The 25,589-nt window shown below is 59.2% G+C and carries 23 protein-coding genes, 1 pseudogene and 1 riboswitch; of the genes and pseudogenes, 14 read left to right on the top strand and 10 right to left on the bottom strand.

Features of this window, described 5'->3' with window-relative positions:
* Positions 1-3: 3 nt before the first annotated feature.
* The 3 genes from CYA_RS00720 to CYA_RS00710 form a co-directional block, all read right to left on the bottom strand.
* A complete protein-coding gene (locus tag CYA_RS00720; protein WP_228375493.1) occupies positions 4-765 on the bottom strand; it encodes an ABC transporter permease in 762 nt (253 codons plus the stop codon).
* Between the two features lie 128 nt (positions 766-893).
* On the bottom strand, positions 894-1,895 hold the full coding sequence (locus tag CYA_RS00715) for an ABC transporter permease (protein WP_011429070.1): 1,002 nt from the start codon (positions 1,893-1,895) through the stop codon (positions 894-896).
* Positions 1,880-3,370 (bottom strand): ABC transporter substrate-binding protein, encoded by a 1,491-nt coding sequence (locus tag CYA_RS00710; protein WP_228375393.1) that lies wholly within the window; start codon positions 3,368-3,370, stop codon positions 1,880-1,882. Before CYA_RS00710 ends, CYA_RS00715 begins: the two co-directional genes overlap by 16 nt.
* Before the next feature lie 378 nt (positions 3,371-3,748).
* Positions 3,749-3,954: riboswitch (cobalamin riboswitch) on the top strand.
* Positions 3,955-4,409: 455 nt separating this feature from the next.
* Between CYA_RS00710 and metE the strand changes: the two genes are divergently transcribed.
* Positions 4,410-6,674 carry a 5-methyltetrahydropteroyltriglutamate--homocysteine S-methyltransferase gene (gene metE, locus CYA_RS00705; RefSeq protein ID WP_011429068.1) on the top strand — a complete coding sequence of 755 codons (2,265 nt, stop codon included), beginning with the start codon at positions 4,410-4,412 and terminating at the stop codon, positions 6,672-6,674.
* A 176-nt stretch (positions 6,675-6,850) separates the two neighbouring features.
* On the opposite strand, the gene CYA_RS00700 is transcribed toward metE, so the two are convergent.
* Complete coding sequence (locus CYA_RS00700) at positions 6,851-7,696, bottom strand: cell division ATP-binding protein FtsE (protein ID WP_228375392.1); 846 nt, start codon at positions 7,694-7,696, stop codon at positions 6,851-6,853.
* A 366-nt stretch (positions 7,697-8,062) separates the two neighbouring features.
* Positions 8,063-8,794 carry a WecB/TagA/CpsF family glycosyltransferase gene (locus tag CYA_RS00695; RefSeq protein WP_011429066.1) on the bottom strand — a complete coding sequence of 244 codons (732 nt, stop codon included), beginning with the start codon at positions 8,792-8,794 and terminating at the stop codon, positions 8,063-8,065.
* A gap of 89 nt (positions 8,795-8,883) precedes the next feature.
* Here CYA_RS00695 and CYA_RS00690 point away from each other — a divergent pair, with 89 nt between their 5' ends.
* Positions 8,884-9,810, top strand: a complete 927-nt coding sequence (locus tag CYA_RS00690) for an alpha/beta fold hydrolase (protein WP_049749697.1) — start codon at positions 8,884-8,886, stop codon at positions 9,808-9,810.
* Positions 9,811-9,846: 36 nt separating this feature from the next.
* Here CYA_RS00690 and CYA_RS00685 read toward each other — a convergent pair whose 3' ends face one another.
* On the bottom strand, positions 9,847-10,344 hold the full coding sequence (locus CYA_RS00685) for a pyridoxamine 5'-phosphate oxidase family protein (RefSeq protein WP_228375391.1): 498 nt from the start codon (positions 10,342-10,344) through the stop codon (positions 9,847-9,849).
* Positions 10,345-10,488: 144 nt separating this feature from the next.
* Here CYA_RS00685 and ilvA point away from each other — a divergent pair, with 144 nt between their 5' ends.
* Positions 10,489-12,000, top strand: coding sequence for a threonine ammonia-lyase, biosynthetic (gene ilvA, locus CYA_RS00680; protein WP_011429063.1), 1,512 nt, complete (start codon positions 10,489-10,491; stop codon positions 11,998-12,000).
* 101 nt (positions 12,001-12,101) lie between these two features.
* Positions 12,102-12,323 (top strand): high light inducible protein, encoded by a 222-nt coding sequence (locus CYA_RS00675; RefSeq protein ID WP_011429062.1) that lies wholly within the window; start codon positions 12,102-12,104, stop codon positions 12,321-12,323.
* Between the two features lie 203 nt (positions 12,324-12,526).
* Here CYA_RS00675 and CYA_RS14520 read toward each other — a convergent pair.
* A pseudogene (locus tag CYA_RS14520) lies at positions 12,527-12,659 on the bottom strand (IS200/IS605 family transposase); the annotation flags it as partial.
* A 291-nt stretch (positions 12,660-12,950) separates the two neighbouring features.
* Here CYA_RS14520 and CYA_RS14355 point away from each other — a divergent pair.
* The 9 genes from CYA_RS14355 (at position 12,951) to CYA_RS00635 (ending at position 20,675) form a co-directional block, all read left to right on the top strand.
* Positions 12,951-13,256, top strand: coding sequence for a transposase (locus tag CYA_RS14355; RefSeq protein ID WP_083759184.1), 306 nt, complete (start codon positions 12,951-12,953; stop codon positions 13,254-13,256).
* Positions 13,257-13,428: 172 nt separating this feature from the next.
* Entirely contained in the window at positions 13,429-14,001 is a 573-nt protein-coding gene (locus CYA_RS00670) for a Uma2 family endonuclease (RefSeq protein ID WP_041438035.1), read from the top strand.
* A gap of 18 nt (positions 14,002-14,019) precedes the next feature.
* Positions 14,020-14,592 (top strand): Uma2 family endonuclease, encoded by a 573-nt coding sequence (locus CYA_RS00665; RefSeq protein ID WP_011429060.1) that lies wholly within the window; start codon positions 14,020-14,022, stop codon positions 14,590-14,592.
* A gap of 312 nt (positions 14,593-14,904) precedes the next feature.
* Positions 14,905-15,198: a Uma2 family endonuclease gene (locus CYA_RS14515; RefSeq protein ID WP_011429059.1), complete on the top strand. Its 294-nt coding sequence runs from the start codon at positions 14,905-14,907 to the stop codon at positions 15,196-15,198.
* A 188-nt stretch (positions 15,199-15,386) separates the two neighbouring features.
* Entirely contained in the window at positions 15,387-16,022 is a 636-nt protein-coding gene (locus tag CYA_RS00655; RefSeq protein WP_143596989.1) for a hypothetical protein, read from the top strand.
* 96 nt (positions 16,023-16,118) lie between these two features.
* Positions 16,119-17,708 carry a glycosyltransferase family 39 protein gene (locus tag CYA_RS00650; protein WP_011429058.1) on the top strand — a complete coding sequence of 530 codons (1,590 nt, stop codon included), beginning with the start codon at positions 16,119-16,121 and terminating at the stop codon, positions 17,706-17,708.
* Positions 17,709-17,952: 244 nt separating this feature from the next.
* Entirely contained in the window at positions 17,953-18,135 is a 183-nt protein-coding gene (locus CYA_RS00645) for a hypothetical protein (RefSeq protein ID WP_041438029.1), read from the top strand.
* A gap of 8 nt (positions 18,136-18,143) precedes the next feature.
* Positions 18,144-18,401 carry a CRISPR-associated endonuclease Cas2 gene (gene cas2 / locus CYA_RS00640; protein WP_240527297.1) on the top strand — a complete coding sequence of 86 codons (258 nt, stop codon included), beginning with the start codon at positions 18,144-18,146 and terminating at the stop codon, positions 18,399-18,401.
* A gap of 393 nt (positions 18,402-18,794) precedes the next feature.
* Positions 18,795-20,675, top strand: a complete 1,881-nt coding sequence (locus tag CYA_RS00635) for an AMP-dependent synthetase/ligase (protein ID WP_011429056.1) — start codon at positions 18,795-18,797, stop codon at positions 20,673-20,675.
* On the opposite strand, the gene CYA_RS00630 is transcribed toward CYA_RS00635, so the two are convergent.
* A complete protein-coding gene (locus CYA_RS00630) occupies positions 20,672-20,992 on the bottom strand; it encodes a hypothetical protein (protein WP_011429055.1) in 321 nt (106 codons plus the stop codon). The genes CYA_RS00635 and CYA_RS00630 overlap by 4 nt on opposite strands.
* Positions 20,993-21,212: 220 nt before the next feature.
* Here CYA_RS00630 and CYA_RS00625 point away from each other — a divergent pair, with 220 nt between their 5' ends.
* Entirely contained in the window at positions 21,213-22,538 is a 1,326-nt protein-coding gene (locus tag CYA_RS00625; protein WP_011429054.1) for a (Fe-S)-binding protein, read from the top strand.
* Here the strand turns inward: CYA_RS00625 and CYA_RS00620 are convergent.
* On the bottom strand, positions 22,535-23,503 hold the full coding sequence (locus CYA_RS00620) for a DnaJ C-terminal domain-containing protein (RefSeq protein WP_011429053.1): 969 nt from the start codon (positions 23,501-23,503) through the stop codon (positions 22,535-22,537). The genes CYA_RS00625 and CYA_RS00620 overlap by 4 nt on opposite strands.
* 198 nt (positions 23,504-23,701) lie before the next feature.
* Positions 23,702-25,588 carry a molecular chaperone DnaK gene (dnaK, locus tag CYA_RS00615; protein ID WP_011429052.1) on the bottom strand — a complete coding sequence of 629 codons (1,887 nt, stop codon included), beginning with the start codon at positions 25,586-25,588 and terminating at the stop codon, positions 23,702-23,704.
* Between the last annotated feature and the right edge of the window lies 1 nt (position 25,589).

Below are 25,589 nucleotides of genomic sequence, written 5' to 3'. Positions count from 1 at the left end.
TCCCTACTCCTGAGCCGTACGCGGATTGAGAAGGGCCTGCAGGTTTTCTCCCAGCCAGTCAAAAGCCTTGACCGACAGCAGCAGCAGCAGTCCAGGCATAACCCCCAGCCACCAGTAGCCGGTGGAGAGGTGGCGCATGGATTCGGCCAGAATAATGCCGATGGCCGGTAGGTGCGGCGAAATACCTACCCCAATGAATGAGAGGGCTGCTTCGTGCAAAATGGCGTGGGGAAACAGCAGAATAAGTCCCACTAGGAGCTGGGGCAAAATGTGAGGCATCATATGGTAGCGGGCAACCCAGAGGGAAGAGCGGCCCAGTCGGTAAGAACTCTGGACATAGTCAGAACTGCTGACCTGTAACACCTCGGCCCGCACCAGGCGCGCTAGGCTGGGCCAGTGGGTGAGGGCAACGGCAACAATGACTCCCCGAACTCCGCCGCCGACAGCAAAAGCTATAAGGATCTGCACCACCAGGTGAGGCAGGCTGAAACATAGGTCAATCATCCAGCAGATCGAGGCATCCACCCAGCCTCCCACCGTGCCACCCACCAAACCCAAAACAGCGGCGATCACCACGCTGACGGCGGCAGCCAGCATGCCTACCCACAGACTAAGGGACATCCCGTGCAAGGATCGGGCCAGCATATCCCGCCCCAGCCAGTCGGTGCCGAAGGGATGGGCCAGGGAAGGAGGCTGATTCCGCTGAGTTAGGTTCGGGCTCAGTCCGGTATCGCCGATAAGCCCAGCGCTGCAGAGGATAGACACCAAAAAAAAAGCACACAGTCCAATTGCCCACAGAGTCTGCCGCCTGCGCTCTCCTTTGACAGAGGACTCTGAGAATTTCATCCCCCCATCGGCATCAGCAGCAGCAACACGAGGCGATGCAAAAGGGATCATCCTATCCTCCCGCCAAGGCGAATGCGTGGATCGACAATCTGGTAGGACAGGTCAGCTAGGGTATTGCCGGCATAGACAAACAAGGCGCTGAAAAACACAATGCCCACCAACAGAGGCACATCACTGCGCAAAGCTGCCTGTACCGTTGCTTGTCCCAGTCCTGGATAAGCAAACACCTGTTCCACTAACACTGAGCCACCAAACAGTTCCCCAAAGGAGGCAAATTGCAGCGTCAGCGCAGGCAGCAAGATATTCCGCAAGCCGTGGTACCACAGGATCCCAGCCAGGCTTTCCCCCTGGGCACGAGCAAACAGCACATAGTTGCTGTGCAACACGTCAATGAGCTTCTGACGAGTGTGCAAGGTGATGTTGGCAACGCCGATGAAAGTTAGGGTGAAAGCAGGCAAGAGCAAGTGGTGTAAGCGCTGCCAAAAAGTCACCTCCTCCGCCAACGCGCCAGGTGGCGCGGCGCAACAGATAGGTGTTAGACCCAGCTCTACCGAAAACGCGATCAAGAGTAGCAGCGCCACCCAGAAAGGGGGAGAAGAGGCGAGGGTGTAGGCGTAAAGACGAATACCGCGGTCAACCCAAGTGCCCTGAAACGCTGCGGCCAAAACCCCCAACCCCACTCCCAGGAAACCGGAAAGCAGCCAGGCAATTGCCAGTAAGGGCAGCGATAGCTCAAACCGCTGTTGAATGACCTGCACCACTGGCTGATTGAACACCATTGAGGTGCCCCAGTTGCCTTGAACCATCTGCCCAAGCCAGTTCCCAAAGCGAAGCAGCATGGGCTGATCCAGCCCCCAACGCTGGGCAATCAGGTCTCGTTGGGCTGGGCTGATCTGCAGCATGTCGGCCCCTACATAGGCTTGTACGGGATCAACAGGGGAGAAGCTGAGCAGGGCAAACGTCAGGACTGCCACAGCCGCCAGCAGCAACCCCAGCCGAGTCAGCTTATAAGCCAGAAACAGCAGAACTGACCTCAGTTGCACGTCCATTTCCAACGGGTGATGTTGGCTGTGATTGGCCAACCATGGCCATGAGGCTGTACCTGCGGCTGGCCTATATCCAAGCACTCGTGGACAAAGTAGGTATGATCCAGGTTTACCAACCAAGCCCAGGCTGCATCTCCTTTGGCAGTAAAGCCTTGCTTTCCATCCCACTGGGCTGCCCGCCAGAAGGGGATAGCTTCAGCTTCAGAGGGGGCCTCCATAGCCAGATCCAGCATTCGATCCACAAACGGGTTGGCATAGTAGCCGGCATTGAAAAATCCCCCCTGGGCCGCTTTGCTGTGGTAGAGGTTGTACATCTCAGTTGGGTCATGGCTGCCCCAGCCAAACAGCACCACGTTGCTGTGCATGAGCGGAATGATGTCATCCCAACTTTTGCCCTCGACATTGACTCGGATGCCCACAGGCCGCAGCATTTCTGCAACAGCTAGGGCCAGGGCTTGGCGAATACTGTCGTTGGCCGGGTAGAGCACGGTGAACTCAGCCCGCAGCCCGTTTTTTTCCACTACCCCATCCCCATCTTTATCGCTCCAGCCTCCCTCAGCTAGAATCTGACGGGCCAGGTCTGGATTGTTGTCCTCAATCTTGGCGGTCGGCTCTTCCCAGGGCAAACCGCTGACTGGGCCATAGGCAGGGGATCCGTAGCCTTCTAGGACTCCATCCACCAGCGCCTGTCGGTCAATGGCGAAGTTGACCGCCTTGCGAATCGCCAAGTCAGAAGTCACATCGTTGCCGATGGGGTATCCCTTTGGGGTTGTCGCACCGGTTCTAGGGGGAAAGGGGAACATCAGCCCTCGGTTATCCACACTGGGAATGGCGTGAAGCTTCATGCCCTTAACAGTTTGCTTAGCCAAAGACTGAGGCACGCTAACCACGTGTACCTGTCCGGCTCGGGCTGCTGCAAAGGCTGCATCCTCCTCCAGGAAAAGGAAAACCAGCCGCCGAATGCCAGGAGTCTGGCCGTAATATAAGGGATTTGCCTCCACAATCAGTTGTTGCCCCTCATCCCACTGCACCAGTCGGTAGGGGCCAGAGCCAATGGGTTTGCGAGCATAATCAGGCCCGTGGGCATGTTGAGGCACGATACCCAAGGTGATGAGGCGGTTGACAAAAGTACTTTGGGGTTTTTGCAGCCGCAGCTCCACCGTATGAGTGTCGATAGCTACTGCTTCCTTTAGGGCGGTTAGGTCGACCAGACCACCACTCCGAGCTGCTTGGTTAAAGGTGTAAGCCACGTCCGCTGCTGTGACAGGTTTTCCATCGGAGAAGACTGCATCCTTTCGTAGGGTTACCGTCCAGGTTAGGCCATCTTGGCTGACAGTGTAGCCAGTCGCCAGGTCGTTTACAATCTCAAGGTTCTCGTCCCGCCGCAGCAGAGTGCTTTGGAACAAAGGCGAACCGTAACGTCCCCAGCCCAGGGTGGGATCAAATCCTTCTTCCCTTTCCCCTCCAATGGCCAGCACGATTTGATCGCTGGATCCTGCTAGCTTTGGATCGAAAGCTGTCCGCTTAGCAGCATTCTGAGCGCATCCAGCCCACATCTGGCTCAGCAAGAAGAGGCCCACAGACCACACAGTTACTTTTAAGCTTGATGCCATAGAAACCCCGATCTGTCGCTTTTTCAGCAAAAAGGAGCAAACCCCCTTGCCTCCTGGACAAGACTTATGGCAGCTAAGCTATCACTGCCTTATCTTGAGAGCAATGCAGGGGGGGAGGATGTTTAGAGGATTCCGATGACTTCCTGCAAGACCGCTGGGTGAAAGGTGAGGTCTGGTAGCTCCAAAGGCTGCTGGCTTGGTGATGATTGAAGCACTCTACTCCCGTCTCTGAACTCCGTGATACGATGTAGCTCAGCTATCGGTTCTGACGGGGATCAGCCGCCAGAGGAAACGGGGAAAGAGCAGTGAGAATCTGCCGCTGTCCCGCAGCTGTGATCCGGTTTAGGAGAAGTTCTGCAGCAAATCTCTAGAGTCATTCGCTGCCGATCCAGATCTTGTCCCCCAAAACCGTGTCAGTCAGAATGCCCGCCGATGGTTTTTCTAAACTTCACAACATCTGCGAGGTACAGATGGTAACTGTCTTGGCTTTAGCTCGTTTCTGCTTTCGTTATCCTGAGCATTTTCCCGGCGTTGCTCCCACAAGCTTTCGGTACTCCTCAGCAGTAGAAATAAGTCCAAGAACCCAAGCAAGACTCTGAGCCAGTTGGCCGGGAGAGAGTAAATTTTGGGTGCTGTTGCACCAAGATCTATCAAGATCTACAGCCCGCCTACGCGAAGGAAAGAGTGAGATGTCAGGCTTCCTGACTTCAATTGGTGGCTGGCAAGTAGCCACTGCGATCGCTGGCTGCGTTGAGTATCTTTTTTGCGCAAAAGGCAGTGTTTTGTTGGGGTTCCAGAGGCAAGAGAGGAACAGCCGGTTTCTTCCTTGGCGGGCGGGATCCCAGTTGAGGGCGAATTGAACGCAGGAAAATTAGAAAACTCAGTATTTGGGATGGCACACAACATGACTGCACAAACCATGACATTGGGGTATGCCCGCATGGGCAAGCGCCGCGAGCTCAAAAAAGCTTTGGAAGGCTTTTGGAGTGGTGCCCTAGGGTCAGAGGCTCTGCTGGCTACCTTTTGGGATTTGGAGACTCAAGCCTGGCAGACTCAGCTACAAGCTGGGATTGATCACATTGCGGTAGGGGATCAGACTCTCTACGACCATGTACTGGACTGGGCCACCTGGCTGGGGCTGATCCCCTCTCGGTTCCGAGGTCTGTCGGGTTTAGACCGCTACTTTGCCATGGCGCGGGGGCGGGAGGGCCTGCCGGCTTTGGAAATGACCAAGTGGTTTGACACCAACTACCACTACTTGGTACCCGAAATTGAGCCGGAAGCCGATCCCAGTCCTAACTTTGGGGATTTTTTGGAAAGAGTTCGGCGGGCCCAAGGGATCCTAGGGGAGCGCACCAGCCCCGTTGTCCTCAGTCCAGTGACTTTGCTCTGCCTTAGCCAGCGATCTGGGGATCTGCGGGCGGACTTGGAAAAGCTCCTTCCTCTGTACCGGGATCTCCTCCAGGAGTTAAAACAGCTGGGGATCCCAGAAGTCCAGATTCACGATCCCATTTTGGTTACCAGCCAGGGAAGTGGCCTGCGGGAAGCTGTGGAAATGAGCTACCGCCAGTTGGCAACCGCCGGGATCCGTGTCCACTTGGTCACCTACTTCGATGACCTGGGGGAGACTTACCCCTGGGTGGTGCAACTGCCGGTGGCCGGCATTAGCCTTGACTTTACCCGTGGCCACACCCTGGATCTGGTAAGAACCTATGGCTTTCCGGCTGACCAGATCCTAGGTGCTGGCGTAGTGGACGCTCGGAATGTCTGGAAGGTTCAGCCTGAGACCGTCTTGGCCAGCCTGCGGGAGCTGCAGGGGGTAGCTCCCAACCTACGGGTGCAGCCTTCCGCTTCGTTGCAATTTGTGCCCCACGACGCTGCTCTGGAAGCCCAGTTGCCGGAACCCCTCAGAAATGTCCTCAGCTTTGCCGAACAGAAGCTGGCCGAAGTAGCTCTCCTGGCGCGAGCCCTCAACGGCGAAGACACTGCTGCCCAGCAGGCGGAAATCCAGCAGCAGTGGCAGAGCTTTGCGCAGTTTAGCCCCCCCAACCCCCAAGTGCGCCAGGCTTTGGCCAACCTCAAGCTCCAGGACTTCGAGCGATTCCTGCCCTACGAGCAGCGCCTAAGTCGGCAGGTTCAGCTACCACCTTTGCCCACCACCACCATTGGCTCCTTCCCCCAAACTCCAGAGGTGCGGCAGTGGCGAGCTAAGTACAAAAGAGGGGAGGTTTCGCAGGCGGAGTACGAAGCAGCCATTGACGCTGAGATTGCCAAGTGCATCCGCATTCAAGAAGAGATTGGCCTGGATGTGTTGGTGCATGGAGAATTTGAGCGCACCGACATGGTGGAGTACTTTGCCCAGAAGCTGGAAGGCTTTGCCTTCACTGAACACGGCTGGGTGCAGAGTTACGGCAGCCGCTGCGTGCGCCCTCCCATTCTCTACGGCGACGTGGTTCGCCCCCAACCCATGACAGTGCGGGAATTCCAAGTAGCCCAGTCCCACACCCAAAAGCCGGTGAAAGGCATGCTCACGGGGCCAGTGACTATGCTCAACTGGTCCTTTCCCCGTGTTGATATTCCCCGGCGGGAGCAGGCTTTGCAGATTGCCCTGGCCTTGAGAGCCGAAGTGGCAGATCTGGAAGCGGCTGGAGCGGTGATGGTGCAAGTGGATGAGCCGGCACTGCGGGAGGGGCTACCTCTGAAAAAAGAACGCTGGCCAGAATACCTCAGCTGGGCAGTGGATGCCTTTCGCCTAGCTACCGGCGGGGCCAAGCCGGAAACCCAGATTCACACCCACATGTGCTACTCAGAGTTTGGGGACATCATCGAGCACATTGAGCGGCTGGATGCCGACGTGCTTTCCATTGAAAACAGCCGCAGCAACAACAAAACCCTGCTGCAAATTGCCCAGGCTGGGTATCGTCACCAGGTGGGCAACGGCGTTTACGATGTCCACAGCCCTGCGGTGCCGAGCGTTGAGCAAATCCTGCAGCAGCTGCGCACAGGACTGGCCCACTTGCCTGTGGAGCAAACTTGGGTTAATCCCGATTGTGGCCTCAAGACCCGCCGCTGGGAGGAGGTGATCCCCGCACTGAAAAATATGGTGGCTGCCGCTCATCAGCTAAGGGAGGAGCTTCTGGAAACCCAACCTGAGGGTCTGCGCGAGTAAGGCCCACGACCCGCTGATGTAACTGGTCGGGCTGGCTTGACAAGTCGCCGCGGGCGGTGCCGCTGTTGTGCTGATGCGGCTGGCTTAGGGCCTACGGTCTGCTGATGCAACCGGCAAAGCTGCTCTCCGGGATCTCAAAAAGCTTGTGAAGAGCAAAGTAGGGATCCCGGCAGCCCTCAGCGCAGATCATACAGGCGCCCTCCCTCCATGCGCACCACCCGGTGGCCGGCCCGCTCCACCAGATAGGGGTCGTGGCTAGTCATGAGGATCGTCACGCCAAAAGAATTGAGCCGCTCCAGGATTTGGAGCACCAATAGGGAGTTTTCCCGATCCAGATTTCCCGTCGGCTCGTCGGCCAGCAACAAGACGGGCATGTTGACAATGGCGCGGGCCAAGCTGAGGCGCTGTTGCTCCCCTCCCGAAAGCTCGTCCGGGAAGCAATCCCGCTTCTCGGTCAGCCCCACCATCTTCAAGGTCGGCCCCAGGCGGCGGCGAATCTCTGCTGGGGAAAGTCCCTGGGCGCGCAGCACAAAGGCCACATTTTCCGCCAGGGTGCGATTGGCCAAGAGGCGATAGTCTTGAAAAACCACCCCCAAGCGCCGCCGCAACATTGCTAGGGGGCGGGGCGGGATGCGGTAGGGCCGTCGCCGACCTTCCGAAGAAAACAGACACACCCCATCCACTATCACCGTGCCCTCGGTGGCCTGTTCGGCCCCGTAGAGCAGCCGTAGCAGGGTGGACTTGCCCGCCCCCGACACCCCGGTTACGAACACAAACTCGCCGCGGCGCACCTCCAAGTTCACATCTCGGAAAACCCAGTTGCCGTTGGGAAAGACCTTGCTCACCCCCCGCAGCGACACCATGCTCTCAGCGCTACCTAGGGCTGGCAGGGATCCGGTCTGGGGCTTGCGGTAGAGGCCCAAGGTGGTTTCTGGGTCGGTTGGGACGAGGAGGGAGGGGTTTGGGGCTGTACCAGCCCAAGGGTGAAGGCGGGGAGCGTAGCCGATGTGCTGACCAAGCATCGTGGTAAAGCGCCTAGAGAGAAGGGAACGAGTGGAGCTGCCAGGCTAGGAGCGCGAGGGAGAAGAGCATGACTCTAGTCAATAATAAGCTCAACTATACTGAAAATAATGTATAATATGTTCAGTACGGATTACTACCAGTTGATCTTTCTGTTTACTTTCGAGTCTGCCAACATGGTAGCCAAAGCAAAGCAGAAAATTGGTAGTAAGACGACACGGAAACTGCGCTTTGGGTATTCTACTCAAAGCTTTGCGGGATACCGCCATTCTGTTTGGACTCCGTCCCGCTAACGCGAATGGAAACAAGCAGAATGCTATCGCTGCATAGTTGAACAGTGATGTTCAGCAGTGTTCAGCGTAAATGTATCAGCGATCCCACAGCACCCGCCAGGCAAACCTGGGCAAAGCCAACATGCGTCGCCAGCGCCAAGGTTCCTGATAGAGACGATACAACCATTCCAGGTGATGGTCACGCCACCAGCGCGGGGCTCGCCGTTTTTGGCCGGCCCAAATGTCGAAGCTGCCCCCCACCCCCATCCAGATGGCCTGGGGCAAGAGGCTGCGCCATCTCTGGATCCACAGCTCCTGGCGCGGGGATCCCAGCCCCACCCACACCAGTTGGGGTTGGATTTTCTGGAGAGCTTGCAGAAGTTTTTCCTCTTCGGCGCCAGAGAAGTAGCCGTGATGGCCCCAAATGGACAGAGAGGGAAAGTGAGCTTGCCACTGCTGAACCGCTGCCCGGTTGACTGCCGGCCTTCCTCCCACCAAGGCCAAGCGCCACCCCCGTTCTGCTGCCCGCGAGATCAAAGCTTCGGCCAGCTCGATCCCCGGCACCCGCTGGACACGGATCCCCTGCCGCCGCAAAGCCCACACCACCCCCGCCCCATCTGGGATCACCAGCTCAGCCTCCTGCAGCACTTGGGCAAAGGCCGGATCCCGCTGCGCCTGCATGATCATCTCCGGATTGCAGGTGACTACCTGAGCACCCAGGCCCTGGCTGATGCGGGCTTCAATCCAGGCGGTATAGCTCTGCAGATGGGTTTCCGGCAGGGTAAGGTGCAGGTTGACGCCCAAAAGGGAGTAGGTTACCAACGACATTGCCACGGGCCTAGGGAGAGAACTTGCTTCCCAATCCAGATTGTGCCAACAAAAAAGAGCGCTATCCTTCGGGGTGAGATAGGGATTCCATGCTCTCTGAACAGCCTTCTACAAGCGTCTTGGCCCCCCGCGAGGGGCGCTGGTTCTGGCAGGGCCAGTCCATCCGCTACCAACAGGCGGGATCCGCCGGCCCGGCGGTGGTGCTTATCCACGGTTTTGGGGCCAGCAGCGACCACTGGCGGAAAAATTTGCCGGAGCTGGGGCGGCACTGCCGCGTGTACGCCCTTGACCTCCTGGGATTTGGGGGATCCGCCAAGCCCTTGCCGGGATCCCCTTTCCCCTACACCTTTGAAACCTGGGGCGCCCAGGTGGCCGATTTTGGGCGGGAGGTGGTGGGGGAGCCAGCTTATCTGGTGGGCAACTCCATTGGTTGCATTGTGGCCTTGCAGGCGGCTGTTTTCGAGCCAGGCCAGGCCTTGGGGGTGGCGATGTTGGATCCCTCACTGCGGCTGTTGCACGAGCGCAAGCGTCGCCAGATCTCTTGGCTGCGCCGCCGAACCACCCCCCTCATCCAGTCCTTGCTGGGGTGGCCCCCCTTCGGCCGGTTTTTCTTTGCCCAGATAGCCCAGCCCTGGGCCATTCGCAACATCCTCCTCCAAGCGTATGGGCGCAAGGAAGCGGTTACGGAAGACCTGGTGCAGCTTTTGCTGCGACCGGCCCTCGATCCGGGAGCGGCAGAGGTGTTCTTGGCCTTTGTGCGCTACTCCCAGGGGCCCTTGGCCGAGGATCTCCTGCCCCAGGTCACCTGCCCCGTCCTCATCCTCTGGGGAGAGGTGGATCCCTGGGAGCCCATTGCTTTGGGGCGGGCCTTGGCCGAGTTCCCCTGCGTGGTGGGGTTCATCCCCCTGCCGGGAGTTGGCCACTGCCCCCAAGACGAGGCCCCGGAGCTGGTCAACCCGCTGCTGCTGGCTTGGATCCGGGATCCCACCCGAAAACCTGAGCTCGGGATCCCCTAGCAACTCCCGCGAGGAGGAAGGTCTGGGTTCTCCCGCCTAAGAGCGACCGAGGTGCTCCAGTTGATCCAGGTTGGGGCCGCTCAGCCGGAAGGCCTGGCCAAACCCCTGAATGAAGCTGCCGCCGGTGGGGGTGATCTGGCAGAAGTGGAAGTCCGCTAGGCCCAGGATCATCTCGGCAATCTCGTACTTGGCGCGATAAAGAGCCTCGAACCCCTGGGCTTGCGCTTCCTTGCGGCTGAGGAACTGGGCTTTTCCGCTCACCATCACCCGCGGCAAAGCGTGGTTGCTGCGGGGATCCCCCGGCGTGGGCGGCTCGTGGATGAGCAGGCTGGCTCGCGGATCCGCCCGCAAAGCCTGGGTGTGGGAAGAAAGGTCGCTGATGACAATGGCAAAGCGCAAGGGATCCCACTGCACCACGAAGGGCACCAACGATACCGCCGGGGATCCGTGATCCAGCACCGCCAAGCTGGCCACCGGCTGGCCCTCCAGCAGCGCCTTCAACTTTTCCTGCGCCGACATCGCTTTTTCTCCCATTGCCCCTGCTATTATCCCCAAGCCCCCCTCGTTTGAGAAGGGTTGGATCCCTGGGATAATATCCATTGCCCGTTTGAGCAGCCCGCACCACCGGGAGCAACGTTTTTCGACATTTTTCAACCCTATCGACGTCGATACATCCCGATGTATTGTGACTATCTTGTTCAGATCCTCACGGCTCGCGTTTACGACGTCGCCCAAGAAACCCCCCTGGAGCCGGCTTTTAACCTCTCCCGCCGCCTGAACAACCAGGTCTGGCTCAAGCGGGAAGATCTGCAGCCGGTTTTCTCCTTTAAGCTGCGGGGGGCCTACAACAAGATGGCCCACCTGCCTCCGGAGCAACTGGCGCAAGGGGTGATCGCGGCCTCTGCGGGCAACCACGCCCAAGGGGTAGCCCTGGCAGCGCAGCGGCTGGGCACCCACGCGGTCATCGTGATGCCCGTCACCACCCCCCAGGTGAAGATAGACGCGGTGCGGGCGCGGGGGGCCCAGGTGGTCTTGCACGGCGACACCTTTGACGATGCCTATGCTCACGCGCGGCAACTGGAAGCCGAGAAAGGTTTGACCTTCATCCATCCGTTCGACGATCCCCTGGTGATCGCTGGCCAGGGCACCATCGGCATGGAGATCCTGCGCCAGTCTCAACAGCCCATCCACGCCATCTTCGTCGCCGTCGGCGGGGGCGGCCTGATCTCGGGCATCGCCGCCTACGTCAAGCGCCTGCGCCCGGAGATCAAAATCATTGGGGTAGAACCGCTGGACGCCGACGCCATGTACCGCTCCCTACGAGCTGGCCGAAGGGTGCGCCTCTCTCAGGTAGGCCTGTTTGCTGATGGGGTGGCGGTGCGAGAGGTGGGGGAAGAAACCTTCCGCCTCTGTCAGCAGTACGTGGACGAGATCCTCTTGGTGAGCACCGACGACACCTGTGCCGCCATCAAGGATGTCTTTGAAGATACCCGCTCTATTTTGGAGCCCGCCGGCGCCTTGGCCATTGCCGGCCTCAAAGCCTACGTCAGCCGCACCGGCATCCAGGGACAGACCCTGGTGGCGGTGGCCAGCGGGGCCAATATGAACTTCGACCGCCTGCGCTTTGTGGCCGAGCGAGCCGAGATCGGCGAACAGCGGGAGGCCATTTTCGCCGTCACCATCCCCGAAGAGCGGGGCAGCCTGCGTCGGTTCTGCGCCCACATCGGCCAGCGCAACCTCACCGAGTTCAACTACCGCATTGCCGATACCCACGAAGCTCACATCTTTGTCGGCCTACAGGTGCGGGATCGGGCCGATGCCCAGGCAGCGGCCCTGGATCTGGAGCGGGCTGGCTTTAAGACCTTGGATCTCACCGACGACGAGCTGGCCAAGCTGCATCTACGCCACATGGTGGGGGGGCGCTCCCCCCTGGCCGAGAACGAGCTGCTCTACCGCTTCGAGTTCCCGGAGCGGCCCGGGGCCCTGATGCAGTTCTTGTCTTGCATGAGCCCCAACTGGAACATCAGCCTCTTTCACTACCGCAACAACGGCGCCGACTACGGTCGCGTCCTCATCGGCATGCAAGTGCCCACCTCGGAAATGCCCGCCTGGCAGCGCTTTCTGGATACCCTGAACTATCGCTACTGGGACGAAAGCCACAATCCGGCCTACAAACTCTTCCTAGCCTAATCAGTGTCGGCTTGTTGCGGGGGTGAACAAAGTTGTAAACAAAACTTTACAGTCCTATGTAGAGCGCGCTACGCTAGTAGAGAAAAAGCAAGGAGAATCCTATGAGCAGATATCGCTCCGTCGTAGTCGAAGAAGGTGGCCGCCTCAACAACTACGCCATCGAGCCGGAGATGTACGTGGACACCGTTCCGCGGGTGGGCTTCACCGACTATGCAGAGCGCTTGAACGGGCGTTTGGCGATGATCGGTTTTGTTGCCCTGATCCTGTTTGAAGCCTTGTCTGGCACTACTCTCATCGGCTGGCTGCAGTCCCTGGGGCAGTAGAAGAGGGGAAAGCAAGCCGTGGCTTGTGAAATCCGAGGCGGTCAACCTGGGAGTACAGGCGATCTTTGCCTGAACAAGCCCTTCCTTGGCTGACTTTGCACACAAAAGGATAGCTTGGTAGCCCCGCACTTGAGTGCGGGGCGGAAAAGCCCGCTAGTCACTTTAGTCGCTTACCCATGATGGGGGTCGTTGATATAGTTTCATAGCTCAAACAACCTCTTCCTGACTTCTCCCACCAAGACCTCTCTCCTTACTCTTTGGCCAAAAAATAAGATAAACAACCGCTAGCCCCACAGCATGGTTGTAGTGATTGTACCGTTGACTTTCCTCTCGCATTATCGCTTGCCCATGTCAGACTGCGGTTGTCATGCCGCTTGCCAACAATGATGGAGTGCGGCTGTCAGCAGGTTCGAGTCAGGAACAGGGAGCTAGTCCCCCTATTAGAGTACTTGTGTCAACAGTCTAATAAGGTGTACAACTGTGCTTTGTACTATGCGAGACAAGTCTATTTCAAAACGAAGCGATGGGCAAGCTATGGTGCGCTTTGCGCTGAGATGGTGAGAACCCAAAACAAGCACTTCATCGCAATGTATGTCTCCGCCGCGCAACAGACCTGTAAGTCTGTAGCTGGAGTGGGTCTATGCCAAGCCTGCCCAGCCCAAATCGCTGGATCCGAGAAAAGCTCTAGCAATTGACCACGGAGTCAACAACTGGCTCACGTGCGTTAGCAACTTAGGACATAGCTTCATCATTGATGGCCGCAAAGTCAAGTCCTTTAACCAGGGGTACAACAAGGAGCTGGCTAGGCTCAAGACTCACAAGCCGCAGGGGTTTTGGTTGCAAAAGCTTGACCGAACTACGGAAACCGGCGGATTAAGAAAGTCAGCAGAACCTTGGGGCTTTGCCTTCAGGAACTGTCCAGAGGCGCTTTGACAACGCCGTTACGGGTTCTTTTGTGGACTGCGTAAGAATCCCCCGCCTTTAGGCGGTGGGAGTGTCAACTTCCTCCCCTCTGGCTGTGGGAGAGGGGCTAGGGGTGAGGGATCCAAAAGACTACAATAGCGCCAGCCCATCCTCAAATCCTCTAAACGGGATCCCTAAGGCCGTGATCTCCCTCAACTTACGGCCCAGCCTGGAGTTGACCGATGAAATCTTTGAACAGCTCTGCCGGCAGAACCCTGAGCTGCGCCTGGAGCGCACCGCCAAAGGGGAGCTAGTGGCCATGGCCCCTGTCGGCAGCGAAAGCAGCCGCCAAAACTTGAGCCTCAGCGCCCAACTCTGGCAATGGAACCGCCAAACCCAGCTTGGCGTGGCCTTTGATGCTTCTGCCGGCTTTGCCCTGCCCAACGGGGCTATTCGCTCTCCCGATGCCGCCTGGATTGCCAAGGAGCGCTGGCAGCAGCTTACTCCAGAGCAGCGCCGCCGCTTTGCCCCCCTGTGTCCGGATTTTGTCCTGGAATTGCGATCCCCTTCCGACGACCTGGCTGCTTTGCAGGCCAAGCTGCAGGAGTACCTCGAGAACGGATCCCAACTGGGCTGGCTGATCGACCCGGAAAGCCAGCGAGTTTACGTCTATCGCCCCGGCCAGCCCGTCCAAGTTCTGGAGCGCCCAGCTTACCTAGAAGGGGATCCCGCCCTCCCTGGCTTTGTTGCCGATCTCACCCTAGTCTGGGAATAGTTCCCAGGGAACTTGCCTATGATCGCGCTTAACCTACGGCCCAGCCTGGAGTTGACCGATGAAATCTTTGAACAGCTCTGCCGGCAGAACCCTGAGCTGCGCCTGGAGCGCACCGCCAAAGGGGAGCTAGTGGCCATGGCCCCTGTCAGCAGTGAGAGCGGACTTCGCAATGCCGACCTGCTAGGCCAGCTCTGGCAGTGGAACCGCCGCACGAGCTTAGGACTTGTCTTCGACTCCTCCACGGGTTTTGCCCTGCCCAACGGGGCTATTCGCTCTCCCGATGCCGCCTGGATTGCCAAGGAGCGCTGGCAGCAGCTTACTCCAGAGCAGCGCCGCCGCTTTGCCCCCCTGTGTCCGGATTTTGTCCTGGAATTGCGATCCCCTTCCGACGACCTGGCTGCTTTGCAGGCCAAGCTGCAGGAGTACCTCGAGAACGGATCCCAACTGGGCTGGCTGATCGACCCGGAAAGCCAGCGAGTTTACGTCTATCGCCCCGGCCAGCTCGTCCAAGTTCTGGAGCGCCCAGCTTACCTAGAAGGGGATCCCGCCCTCCCTGGCTTTGTTGCCGATCTCAGCTTAGTTTGGGAATAATCTGCCCCGAGCTGCCCTCTTTTTCCACCAGCCCTTAACCGATGGCTATCAGCAACCACGAACTTGACACTCCCACCGCCTAAAGGCGGGGGATTTTGACGCAGTTCAAAAACGAACTCGCAAAGGCGCTGTCAAGATGCCTCTAGATAGTTCCTTGAGGCAAAGCCTCAAGGTCTTGCTTACTATCTATGATCGCGTAAGCGGGACGAAGTCCTTACAAAAGTTTGTTTTTGTTTAGCGTTGCGTAGCGGAACAGCTTACCTCCGAGGAGCGCCATCGCTTTGCCTTCCTAGGCTCGGATTACGCTCCTCTGTGGACGATCTGGTTGCTTTGCAAGCCACGCTGCAGAAGTACCTCGACAACGGCGCCCAACTGGGCTGGCTAATTGACCCGGAAAGCCGAAGAATCTACATCTATCGTCCCGGCCAGCCAGTACAAGTCCTGGAGCGCCCAGCTTATCTGCAAGAGGATTCTCTGGCTTTGCCCTGGATCTCGCAACCCAACTCTGCTCTCAAAATGAGCAAAGCTCTGTATTCCGGAAAACGGTCAAGTATCACACCAGCAAGCAATAATGAGGGCAAGGCCCAGGGATCCCGACGGAGGTAAGCCTATAGGGATGAGATGTGTAGAGCAAACCCCCAGCAAGCGCGTTTGTCTAGAGCCTGGGGTTCCGCTGGTGGCTGCTGGCGTTATTTTCTTTGTGGCGCTGGCTTTGTGTTCCCTGATTTGGCTTTTTCAGGGGGGATCGCCGTTTCACTTGCCATCGGCTTGATCAGGATACAGTCACCTCTGAAGTGGTCTTTCAACCACTGCTGCCTTTACCAAAACAGATCGAGTTTTATTATGATGTAAGAGGAGCCCGAGTCAAAACTGAAACTCGAACAGACTCCGAAGGAGACGAGACAACCTATTACTACGTTACTCTCATAACTCCTGCAGGAGAAACAAAAGCTTGGTCAGCCGCCAGCGAGAGCGACGCTCGACAACTGGCAACCAAGATCCAATCGTTTCGGATGAGTGCAGAGAGTCAGCTCTTGGTGGCCAGCGATAGTTTTAACTCAGGAGACTTGTTTGCTGCACTTCTACTTTCTCTCCCAGCAGGAATGGTAGGTCTATCGCTAATACCTAAGCTAGGAAGCCGTCGGCTGACCTTTGACCGCTCCTTCTACCAGATCTTGGAGGAGCACCTCACTCCCTTTGGAATAAGGGGGCGGAAAGCTTATTCCTTCAGAGATGTTCAGCAAGTTGTAGTTGAGAGGTCAACAGATTCCGATGGCGATAGTTATTTTTCGGTGAAGGTGAATTTGGCATTGGGAGAGCCTTTATTGTACCTAGGCTTTGGTTCTGATGATAGCAAGGCAAGGGCGGAAGCAGAGCAATTGGGCCAGCTTTTGGGGTGTCCGGTAAAGCTGCCGGAGGCAACGTCTTAGGCTCAGTTTATTCTGAGCCCCCACTTGGTTTTTTGGGGACAAGTCTGGCCAAAGCTGAGACAATAACACCTGTCCACACGCTCAAGGGGATCCCCTGTGCTGCCGAAAGCTGCTCTGTGGATTTTGGGCCTGGGCCTGCTTCTGCGCTGCTTGGTGGCTGCTCTGTTGCCACCGGGCTTTGACGAAGCCTACTACTACCTCTACACCCGCCATCTGGACTGGAGCTATTTTGACCATCCGCCGCTGGTGGCCTGGACAACGGGCTTGGGGCCTGTTTTGACGGGGCAGGTGTCGGCTTTTTCGATTCGACTGGGATCCCTGCTGGCCTACACCGGCTCTTCCCTGTTGCTTTACCTGACGGCGACGCGGCTTTTTTCGCCACAGGCGGGGCTGATCACCCTGGCAACCATCAGCATCGCCCCCATTTTCTGGATTGGGTTTGGGGTGCTGACCCTGCCGGATAGCCCGCTGATGGTGTTTACGGCGGCAACCCTGTGGGTGGCTGCCCAGGAGTTTTTTCCGGCTCCCTTGGCGGAGGGGAAATTGGGGGTCTATGGGGCAGCGCGCTACCGACCGGGGCCGCGGCTGGCGCTGATTGGGCTCTTGGTGGGTCTGGCCTGCCTGGGCAAATACCACGGCCTGGCGCTGGGGTTTGGCCTGGTGCTCTTTTGTCTGCTCAGCCCGGCCCACCGCTGCGCTCTTCGGTCGGGATGGGCGCTCTTGGCGGTGGTGGGGTTTTTGGCGGCCTTCAGCCCCGTTTTAATCTGGAACACCCAACAGGATTGGGTCTCCTTCCGCTTCCAGGGGGGGCGAGCAGTGCCGGAGGCAGGGTATCAACTGCAGGAGCTGGGGCTGACGGTGCTGCAGGAGATGGGGTACCTTTTCCCGACCTTGGGGATCCCTCTGCTGGGGCTGAGCTTGGCCGAGGGTGGGCGGGTGGGGCTGGCGCTGGTTCAGGGAAGACGCCTCACGGATCAGGAGCTGAAACAGCTTTTAATCTTGGCCTGTGGGCTGCCGCTGGTGTTGGCTTTTACCTTCATGGGAGGCTACCGGCCCATCCTCCCCACCTGGCCCATGCCGGGGTTTTGGGTGCTGAGCTTGCTGTTGGGATCCCGCTGGGAACGGTGGCCAGGAGCAAGGCAGCTCTTGGCGGGGACGGCGGTGGCAGTGGGCCTGTTGGTGGCAGTGGGGCTGGCCCATGTGCGCTACGGCCTCCTCCAGGATCCCGGCGGGCTGGGCCTGTGGCCGGTGGAACGGGATCCCTCGACTCAGCTGATTGACATCGAACAGTTGCGGCGGCAGTTTCAGACGGATCCCCGCTTGGCCCAGGCTCTTGCAGAGGCGGATTTTATCTTCACCAACGTTTACTTTTTGGGCGGGCAGATCGGCATGGCCTTGGCGCCGCTGACGGAGAAGCCCCTCACCTGCCTGGATGAAGATCTGCGCGGCTTTGCCTTTTGGTCCCAACCTGAAGACTGGCTGGGCAAAGATGGGCTGCTGGTCACCTCCCAGCTGTTTTGGCCAAGAGCAGGGATCCAGGCTGTCTACGGCACCTACTTTGAACAAATTGAGCCAGTGGCAGAGGTTCCCCTGCGGCGGGCGGGCGCGGTGGCGCAAACCTTTCAGGTGTACCTGGCTCGGCAGATGCGCCAACCCTATCCCCGTCCCTACTCCCGCTTGCGCTAGCAGCCACAGCGAGATACCTTTGGGTTCAACGCAAGAAAAGACAGTCTGGAGAGCATTAGGCAAATTTTGGGCAGCAAGATTATTCGGTTGGATCTCTAGGAAAGCATACTGGTACTTTGACGACGAATCTAAGGGCATCTAGGCCGAGGCCTTTGTGAGAGGGATGAGCGAAATGCTGGGTAAGCCAACTCATCAAGGCCGGCTTGCTCACCCCGGAAGACTGCGAGCCGTCGCCGGATGGAGCATGGGATCCCTGGCCAAAAAGCTGTTTTTGGGTGAGCTGGAGCGCCGCTTCTGCGAGCCTTTGCTTTACCCTCCGCAATCGCGTCGCCTAGCCCTGAGCCAAATCGTGCTGGAGCAAGCCCGCTGGCTGGGCCGTTGCCTGGTGAGCGGCAACCTAGAGTACGAAGCAATGGAGCTGCGCTGAGGCTATGGTTGGTTTGCTACGACGTGGTGGACGATAAGCGCCGACAACAGTTGGCCAAGCGCCTGGAACAGTGCTGCCAGCGAGCGCAATACTCCGTTGTTGAATGCCCCCTGGACACTGCCGAGCTGGAAAAGTCGTGGCTGCCTCTGCTCAACCTCGAGGAAGATAGCCTGCAGGCCTACCCTCTGGATGCCACCGCCAAACGACGTACCAAGGTCTTCGGCGGGCCTCTCCCCTACGAGCCGCCGGACTACCTTATTTTGTGAGGTTCTCAGCTTAGCCGAGATTGTAAAGTTTTGGGGCCGATCCATCGGGGGGAGCCATTGCTAGCTTTTTTTGCGGGTGCCATAAGATCTAGTAGCTTTTGCCGGGATTGGCGGGAAAATGCAGCATGACGTCCCCAAAAGAGCGAATTTTCTGAGTTGCGCTTATTCGGGGAAGCGAGGTTAACATCTGTGGCGGGAAGTCTCGGTACTTCCTCGCGAGCGCACCTTGAAAACCTCATGAGTTCAGGCTTTTCCGGGAGTAGGGTTGATCCCTACCTTTTCCCCGCAAGGGGAAGGGGTTGGATTTGGTGACAGATTGAGAACTGTCCTGGGGGTGTCTTGGGAAAAAGCCCAAGTTTACTAGACTGTAAATGTGATTTAGGGTACAGATTTATGACTACTGTCTCCGCTGCTGCTACCCCCGCTGGGACGACGCTGCTCGACATCTGGCAAGTCCTGGCCGAAAAGTTTGCCGATTACACTGCCCTCAGGGATCCCCATGCCCAGCCGGTCTTTGAGATTTCTTACGGGCAGCTCTTTCGCCGCATTCAGATCTTGGCTGCCGGTTTGCAGGCTTTGGGCATTCGGCCTGGGGATCGGGTGGCCATTTTTGCCGACAATTCCCCCCGCTGGCTGATGGCAGATCTGGCCACGCTGTTTACGGGAGCGGTCAATGTGCCGCGCAGCGCCGTGGCGGATCCGGCGGAGCTGGGCTACATTTTGCGCCATTCCGGCAGCACCGCTTTGATTGCCCAGGATGCGAAGACCCTAAGCCGGGTGCGGCCGGTTGTGCAGGAGCTGGGCCTGGAGCGGCTGCTGTTGCTTTCCGATGAAGAAGAGCCGGGGGTATTGAATTTTTCTCAGTGGCTGCAAAAAGGCCGGGAGCGCCGCTACGAGCCGCCGCGGCTGGAGCGATCCCAGTTGGCCACCATCATCTACACTTCTGGCACTTCCGGTCGGCCCAAGGGGGTGATGCTCAGCCACGGCAACCTGATGCACCAGGTGGAAAACTTGCATGTGGTGGTGCAGCCCCGGCCTGGGGATAAGGTGCTGACAATTCTGCCCACCTGGCACTCCTACGAGCGGGCCTGTGAGTATTTTCTCCTCAGCCAGGCCTGCACGTTGGTTTACACCAACCCTCGCTTTATCAAGCAAGATTTTCAACAGGAGCAGCCCCACTATCTGGTGGCGGTGCCCCGCATCTGGGAGACCGTTTACGAAGGGATCCAGCGGCAATTTAAGGAAAAAAGCCCCCTGATGCAGCGGCTGATCCGCACCTTGATGGCGGCCAGCGAAGGCTACGTGCTCGCCGGGCGGATTGCCGGCAATCGGTCGATTTTACACTACGGCGTCAGCCCGTGGGTGCGCCTGGGGGCCCGCCTGCAACAGGGGCTGCTCTGGCCTGTCCACCGCCTGGCCGATGCGCTGATCTACCGCAAGGTGCGGCAGGCTTTGGGCCCCAATTTTCAACAGGCCATCAGCGGCGGCGGATCCCTGCCCGCCTACCTGGATCTGTTTTACGAGGTGGTGGGCATTTCCATCCTCAATGGCTACGGCCTCACGGAAACCTCGCCGGTGCTGTGCGCGCGGCGTCCTGACAACAACGTGCGCGGCACGGCGGGCCCCCCCTTGCCAGGGACGGAGTTTCGCATCGTGGATCCGGAGACGCGGCAGCCGTTGCCCCCTGGCGAAAAAGGGCTGATCCTGGCGCGGGGGCCGCAGGTGATGATGGGCTACTACAACAATCCGGAAGCGACTGCCAAGGTGCTCAGCCCCGACGGCTGGTTTGAAACAGGGGATCTGGGCTGGCTCACCCCCGACGGACAACTGGTGATCACCGGCAGGGCCAAGGACGTGATCGTGCTGCTTAACGGCGAAAATGTCGAGCCGCAGCCGCTGGAAGATGCCTGCCTGCAATCCCCCTACATCAGCCAGATCGTGATCGTCGGGCAAGACCAAAAGAAACTGGCCGCCCTCATCTACCCCAACCTCGATGTCCTTAAGGCTTGGGCCGCTGAGCAAGGGATCCCGGCTGCGGAGGCCGAGCTCTTGGGCCACCCGCAGGTGCGCACGTTGATTTTGCAGGAGGTGCGGGCCCGCATCCAAGAGCGTCCTGGCTACCGGCCCCACGAGCAAATTGCCGACTTCCGCTTTTTGCCAGAGCCCCTGAGCGTGGAAAACGGCCTCATGACCCAGACGCTGAAAATTAAGCGTAACCCGGTGGCCGAGCGCTACGCCCACCTCATCCAGGAGATGTATCCGACAGGGAGCTAAGTTTGGGATCCCCGCTGTTGCTCCAGGTAGCGCCGGAAGGTCTCCGGGGGAATGGCCCCCCGGTAGGCGCCGCAGTAGTAGAGGGTGAGCACCGCCTTGTAGGCCCAATCGGTCGGCACCACGTCTGGGAAGGGGCTGGGCAAGGTGTCTGCCTGGTTGGCGGCGCAGGCTTGCAAGATCTGCTCTGTAGTGAGCTGTTCGGCCAGATCGGGGGGCAGCTCCCGCAGGTTGGCCTGGGCAAAAGCCGCTCCAGATAGGCTCAAACTGGAGAGAGCTGCCCCCACAAGAGCTGGGGTGAAGAGGTGTTGCACTTTCATTGGGAAATGAACGACGAGGAGAAATCGGCCGGGTATGTCCCTTCTCTAGGGTAGTACGGACGAAAAGAGCGTTTGGATCTGGATAGAAGTCTCAGACGCTCTGTTCCCAGATTAAGATGCAAAAAACCCCGGAAGCAAAAGGAGGGGACAGGATCCCCGAACGGCCAATTCTCTCTTTACGGGGGTGATGAAGTGTTGAAAGCGCGATAGGTCGAGGCCGATGAGCTCATCCAAAAGGCCGAGTTTTGACAGCCTGGATCCGCCGGATCCAAAGCTAATCGATGCCTGTGTGCACTGTGGGTTTTGTCTGACCACCTGCCCCAGCTACCGCGTCCTCGGCAAGGAGACAGACTCGCCGCGGGGGCGCATCTACCAGATGGACGCCCTCAATCAAGGCCAAATCTCTCTCTCGGCAGCAGTGGTTTCCCATTTCGATACCTGCCTGGGCTGTCTGGCCTGCGTTACCGCCTGTCCTTCGGGGGTGCGCTACGACCGGCTGATCGCCGCCACCCGCCCGCAGATCGAGCGCAACCACCGCCGCAACCTTTGGGATTGGCTGTACCGCCAGTTCATCTTCTGGCTCTTCCCCTACCCGGCGCGGCTGCGGCCTCTGCTCTGGTCCCTTTGGCTCTACCAAAAAATGGGGGTCGGCGCCTGGATTCGCCAAGGGCTGGCGAAGGTCTCCCCGCGCCTGGCGGCCATGGAATCCCTCTTGCCCCCTCTTGAGGTGGGGCAACTGCTGCCCAAGCGCTACCCGGAGCGGATCCCGGCGGTGGGCGAACGCCGCTTTCGCGTGGGGCTGCTCCTCGGCTGCGTGCAGCGCCTGTTTGCCCCGCAGGTGAATGAGGCCAGCATTCGCGTCTTGACCCACAACGGCTGTGAGGTGGTGATCCCGCCCGCCCAGGGCTGTTGTGCGGCCTTGCCCCACCACCAAGGGCAACTGCAGCAGGCAGAAGCCCTGGCCCGCCAGATGGTGGATGCTTTTGCCGGCTACGAGTTGGATGCCATTTTGGTGACTGCCTCCGGCTGCGGCCACACCCTCAAGGAGTACGGCCACCTTTTGGCCAGGGATCCCGACTACCAAGAGAAAGGGGCTCAGTTTGCGGCCAAAGTCAAGGATATCCAGGAGTTTCTGGCGCAGGTAGGGCTGACCGCTCCCCTGTACCCCCTGCAGCCGGATCCCTTGGTGCTGGCCTATCAGGATGCCTGCCACATGCTGCACGGGCAGCGCCTCAGCCAGGAGCCGCGACAACTGCTGCGGCAAATTCCCGGGCTGGAGCTGCGGGATCCTGTCGATGCCGCCCTCTGCTGCGGCAGCTCCGGCGTCTACAACCTGCTGCAGCCCGAGGTGGCCGACGAGCTGGGATCCCAGAAGGTGGCCAACCTGCTCAACACCGGCGCCCAGGGGATCGTCTCCGCCAATATCGGCTGCCGCCTGCAGCTCCAGAAGCACCTGCGTCTGCAAGGCAAGGCCGGGATCCCCATTTATCACCCGATGGAACTCCTGGATCGCGCTCTCCGACCGCCCACTCCTCCTTCTAGCTAGAGCTTGAGGGCGGCACGGGGATCATAGGACTGAACCCGCTGCAGCTTTTCGTAGAGCTCCCGCTCCTCCTCCGAAACACGGGTGGGCAAATAGATCTGAACTACCGCGTAGAAATCGCCCCGCTCTCCATTGCCCTTGGGAAAACCCCTCTCTGCCAAGCGCAACTTTCGCCCCGGCTGCATGCCGGGTGGGATCCGCAGCTTCACCACTCCATCCAAGGTGGGCACCTCCACCTGGGCGCCCAAGACGGCCTCGCTGGGGCTGATGGGCAAATCGCAGTAGACGTCAAACCCCTCAAGGCGGTAGAAGGGGTGCTCCTTCAGCTCGATCTTGAGGTACAGGTCGCCGGCGCCGCCGTTGGGTTTGGGGTGGCCTTGGCCGCGCAGGCGAATCCGCTTCCCTGGCGTCATCCCTGCTGGGATGTTGACCTCGAGCACGCGATCCCCGCCCACCCGTAGGCGGCGTCTGCCCCCTTCAAAAGCTTCGGGAATGGTGAGCTGGATGGTGGCCTCCGCATCGTAGTTGGCGTTGCCAGCGGAGCTACTGCTGCGATCCGCACCTGAGTTGCGCACCCGGCCCAGCAGTTGATCGATGAAGTCTTGAAAATCCTCAAATTGGCTGAAATCGACGCCACTGCCAAAACCGCTTCCCCCAAAGTCTTCGCTGAAGGAGCTGTCGCCAAAAGGGCTGCTGCTGTAAGGCTGGCTGTAGGTATCCCGCCGGTAGCGGAACCCGCCCTGCTGGTGGTACTGGCCAAATTGGTCGTATTGCCTGCGTTTGCCGGGATCCGAGAGAACTTCGTAGGCTTCGTTGATCTCCTTAAACTTCTCTTCGGCAGCTTTGTTGTTCGGGTTAACATCCGGGTGATATTTTCGGGCCAGGCGCCGATAGGCCTGCTTGATCTCGTCGGCGGTGGCCGTCTGGCTGACCCCCAAAATCTTGTAGTAGTCCTTGAAATTTTGCATGGAGGCGTCCGCAGGCAAGTCACTGAGAAGGGTCAGAAAACCAAGAGGCCAGGCATCAAGGGATCCCTCCCTCTGACCTGTTGACGAAAAGAGAAAGAGGCGGGCTAGACGCTATCGCCCATCCCGTCCCTCCCCATTATCGATGCTCCAGACAAAGGCGGGATCCGCCCTGCGGGCCCCAGGGGGATCCCATTGTCGTTACTTGCTCTCGGTGAAGTCGGCGTCGATGACGTCGTCGCTGCCGCCGGAGGTTGTCCCAGAGGTGGAGCTGGAAGCGGCGCCGGGCTGCTGATAGAGCTCGCTGCTCATGGCGTAGAGGGCCTCTTGCAGCTCCCGCTCTTTGCTCTGGATGGCGCTGTCGTCGTCCCGCTGGATGGCCTCCCGCAGCTCTCGCACCAGGGTCTCGATTTGGCTGCGCTTGCTGGCGGAGACCTTGTCTCCCAGCTCCTTCAACTGCCGCTCAGCCTGGTAGGCCAGCGAGTCGGCCTTGTTGCGGCGCTCGATTTTCTCGCGGCGGGCGCGGTCTTCGGCAGCGTATTTTTCCGCCTCGGCGATCATCCGCTCCACCTCTTTGCTATCCAGCGTGGAGGCGCCGGTAATGGAAATGCTCTGCTCCTTGCCGCTGCCCTTGTCTCTGGCCGTCACTTTGAGGATGCCGTTGGCGTCGATGTCGAAGGTCACCTCGATCTGCGGCACACCGCGGGGAGCCGGCGGGATCCCGTCCAGCTTGAAGCGGCCCAGGGACTTGTTGTCGCGAGCCAACTCCCGCTCCCCTTGCACCACGTGGATTTCCACCGAGGTCTGCCCATCTTCGGCGGTGGAGAAAATCTCCGACTTGCGGGTGGGGATGGTGGTGTTGCGCGGGATCAGCTTGGTGGCGATACCGCCCAGGGTTTCCACCCCCAAAGACAAGGGGGTGACATCCAGCAACAGCACGTCTTTGACCTCGCCCGCCAGCACGCCAGCTTGGATGGCAGCACCCACGGCCACCACCTCGTCGGGGTTGACAGTTTGGTTGGGCTCTTTGCCCAGCAGCTCCTTCACCAGCCGCTGCACCGCCGGGATGCGGGTGGAGCCGCCCACCAGCACCACTTCGTTGATGTCGGCCTTGGTGAGCTTGGCATCCCGCAGGGCCTGCTCCACCGGCCCTTTGCAGCGCTCCAGCAAGTCGGCGCAGAGGTGTTCAAACTGGGCGCGGGAGAGCTTCAACTCCAGGTGCTTCGGACCATCGGCCGTGGCGGTGATGAAGGGCAGGTTGATGGTAGTCTCGGAGACGCTGGACAGCTCGATCTTGGCCTTCTCGGCGGCTTCCGTCAGCCGCTGCAGGGCCTGCCGGTCTTGCCGCAGGTCGATCCCTTCCATTCGCTTGAACTCTTCGGCCATCCAGTCGACGATCTTCTTGTCGAAGTCGTCGCCACCCAACTGGGTATCGCCGCTGGTGGCCTTCACCTCGAAGACGCCATCCCCCACCTCCAGAATGGAGACGTCGAAGGTGCCACCGCCCAAGTCGAAGACGAGGATGGTCTCGTTGTTGCGCTTGTCCAAGCCATAGGCCAAGGAAGCCGCCGTCGGCTCGTTGATGATGCGCAGCACTTCCAAGCCGGCGATCCTCCCGGCATCTTTGGTGGCCTGCCGCTGCGAGTCGTTAAAGTAGGCCGGGACAGTAATGACGGCTTGGGTGACCGGTTGGCCTAGGTAGCGGCTGGCGTCTTCTACCAGCTTGCGCAGCACCATGGCCGAGATCTCTTCGGGGGCAAATTCCTTGTTCATGCGGGGTGAGTACAACTTGACATTGCCCCGCTCATCCCGCCGCACCTGGTAGGAGACCCGCTTGGCATCGACGTTCAGCTCATCGTACTTGCGCCCGATGAACCGCTTGACCGAGTAAAAAGTGTTCTCGGGGTTGAGCACCGCTTGGCGACGGGCCATCTGGCCCACCAGGCGCTCCCCATCTTTGGTGAAAGCGACCACTGAGGGTGTAGTGCGGCTCCCCTCGGCATTGGGAATGACAGTGGGGACGCCCCCTTCCATTACGGCGACAACCGAGTTGGTTGTGCCCAAGTCAATTCCTACAACTTTTCCCATC

It is taken from the genome of Synechococcus sp. JA-3-3Ab, from assembly GCF_000013205.1.
In the GTDB taxonomy this organism is placed as follows: Bacteria; Cyanobacteriota; Cyanobacteriia; order Thermostichales; family Thermostichaceae; genus Thermostichus.
The sequence above is the reverse complement of the archived record's forward strand: the minus strand, read 5'-3'. Positions and strand labels throughout refer to the sequence as shown.

Excerpts from the sequence above, each read along its gene's own strand:
- metE (WP_011429068.1), top strand. The coding sequence starts at position 4,410 with ATGACTGCACAAACCATGACATTGGGGTATGCCCGCATGGGCAAGCGC.
- CYA_RS00715 (WP_011429070.1), bottom strand. The coding sequence starts at position 1,895 with ATGGACGTGCAACTGAGGTCAGTTCTGCTGTTTCTGGCTTATAAGCTG.
- CYA_RS00620 (WP_011429053.1), bottom strand. The coding sequence starts at position 23,503 with ATGCAAAATTTCAAGGACTACTACAAGATTTTGGGGGTCAGCCAGACG.
- CYA_RS00685 (WP_228375391.1), bottom strand. The coding sequence starts at position 10,344 with ATGGGAGAAAAAGCGATGTCGGCGCAGGAAAAGTTGAAGGCGCTGCTG.
- CYA_RS00625 (WP_011429054.1), top strand. The coding sequence starts at position 21,213 with ATGAGCTCATCCAAAAGGCCGAGTTTTGACAGCCTGGATCCGCCGGAT.
- CYA_RS00645 (WP_041438029.1), top strand. The coding sequence starts at position 17,953 with ATGGGATCCCTGGCCAAAAAGCTGTTTTTGGGTGAGCTGGAGCGCCGC.
- CYA_RS00695 (WP_011429066.1), bottom strand. The coding sequence starts at position 8,794 with ATGTCGTTGGTAACCTACTCCCTTTTGGGCGTCAACCTGCACCTTACC.
- CYA_RS00665 (WP_011429060.1), top strand. The coding sequence starts at position 14,020 with ATGATCGCGCTTAACCTACGGCCCAGCCTGGAGTTGACCGATGAAATC.
- CYA_RS00630 (WP_011429055.1), bottom strand. The coding sequence starts at position 20,992 with ATGAAAGTGCAACACCTCTTCACCCCAGCTCTTGTGGGGGCAGCTCTC.
- CYA_RS00635 (WP_011429056.1), top strand. The coding sequence starts at position 18,795 with ATGACTACTGTCTCCGCTGCTGCTACCCCCGCTGGGACGACGCTGCTC.
- CYA_RS00690 (WP_049749697.1), top strand. The coding sequence starts at position 8,884 with ATGCTCTCTGAACAGCCTTCTACAAGCGTCTTGGCCCCCCGCGAGGGG.
- ilvA (WP_011429063.1), top strand. The coding sequence starts at position 10,489 with ATGTATTGTGACTATCTTGTTCAGATCCTCACGGCTCGCGTTTACGAC.
- CYA_RS00675 (WP_011429062.1), top strand. The coding sequence starts at position 12,102 with ATGAGCAGATATCGCTCCGTCGTAGTCGAAGAAGGTGGCCGCCTCAAC.
- CYA_RS00700 (WP_228375392.1), bottom strand. The coding sequence starts at position 7,696 with ATGCTTGGTCAGCACATCGGCTACGCTCCCCGCCTTCACCCTTGGGCT.
- dnaK (WP_011429052.1), bottom strand. The coding sequence starts at position 25,588 with ATGGGAAAAGTTGTAGGAATTGACTTGGGCACAACCAACTCGGTTGTC.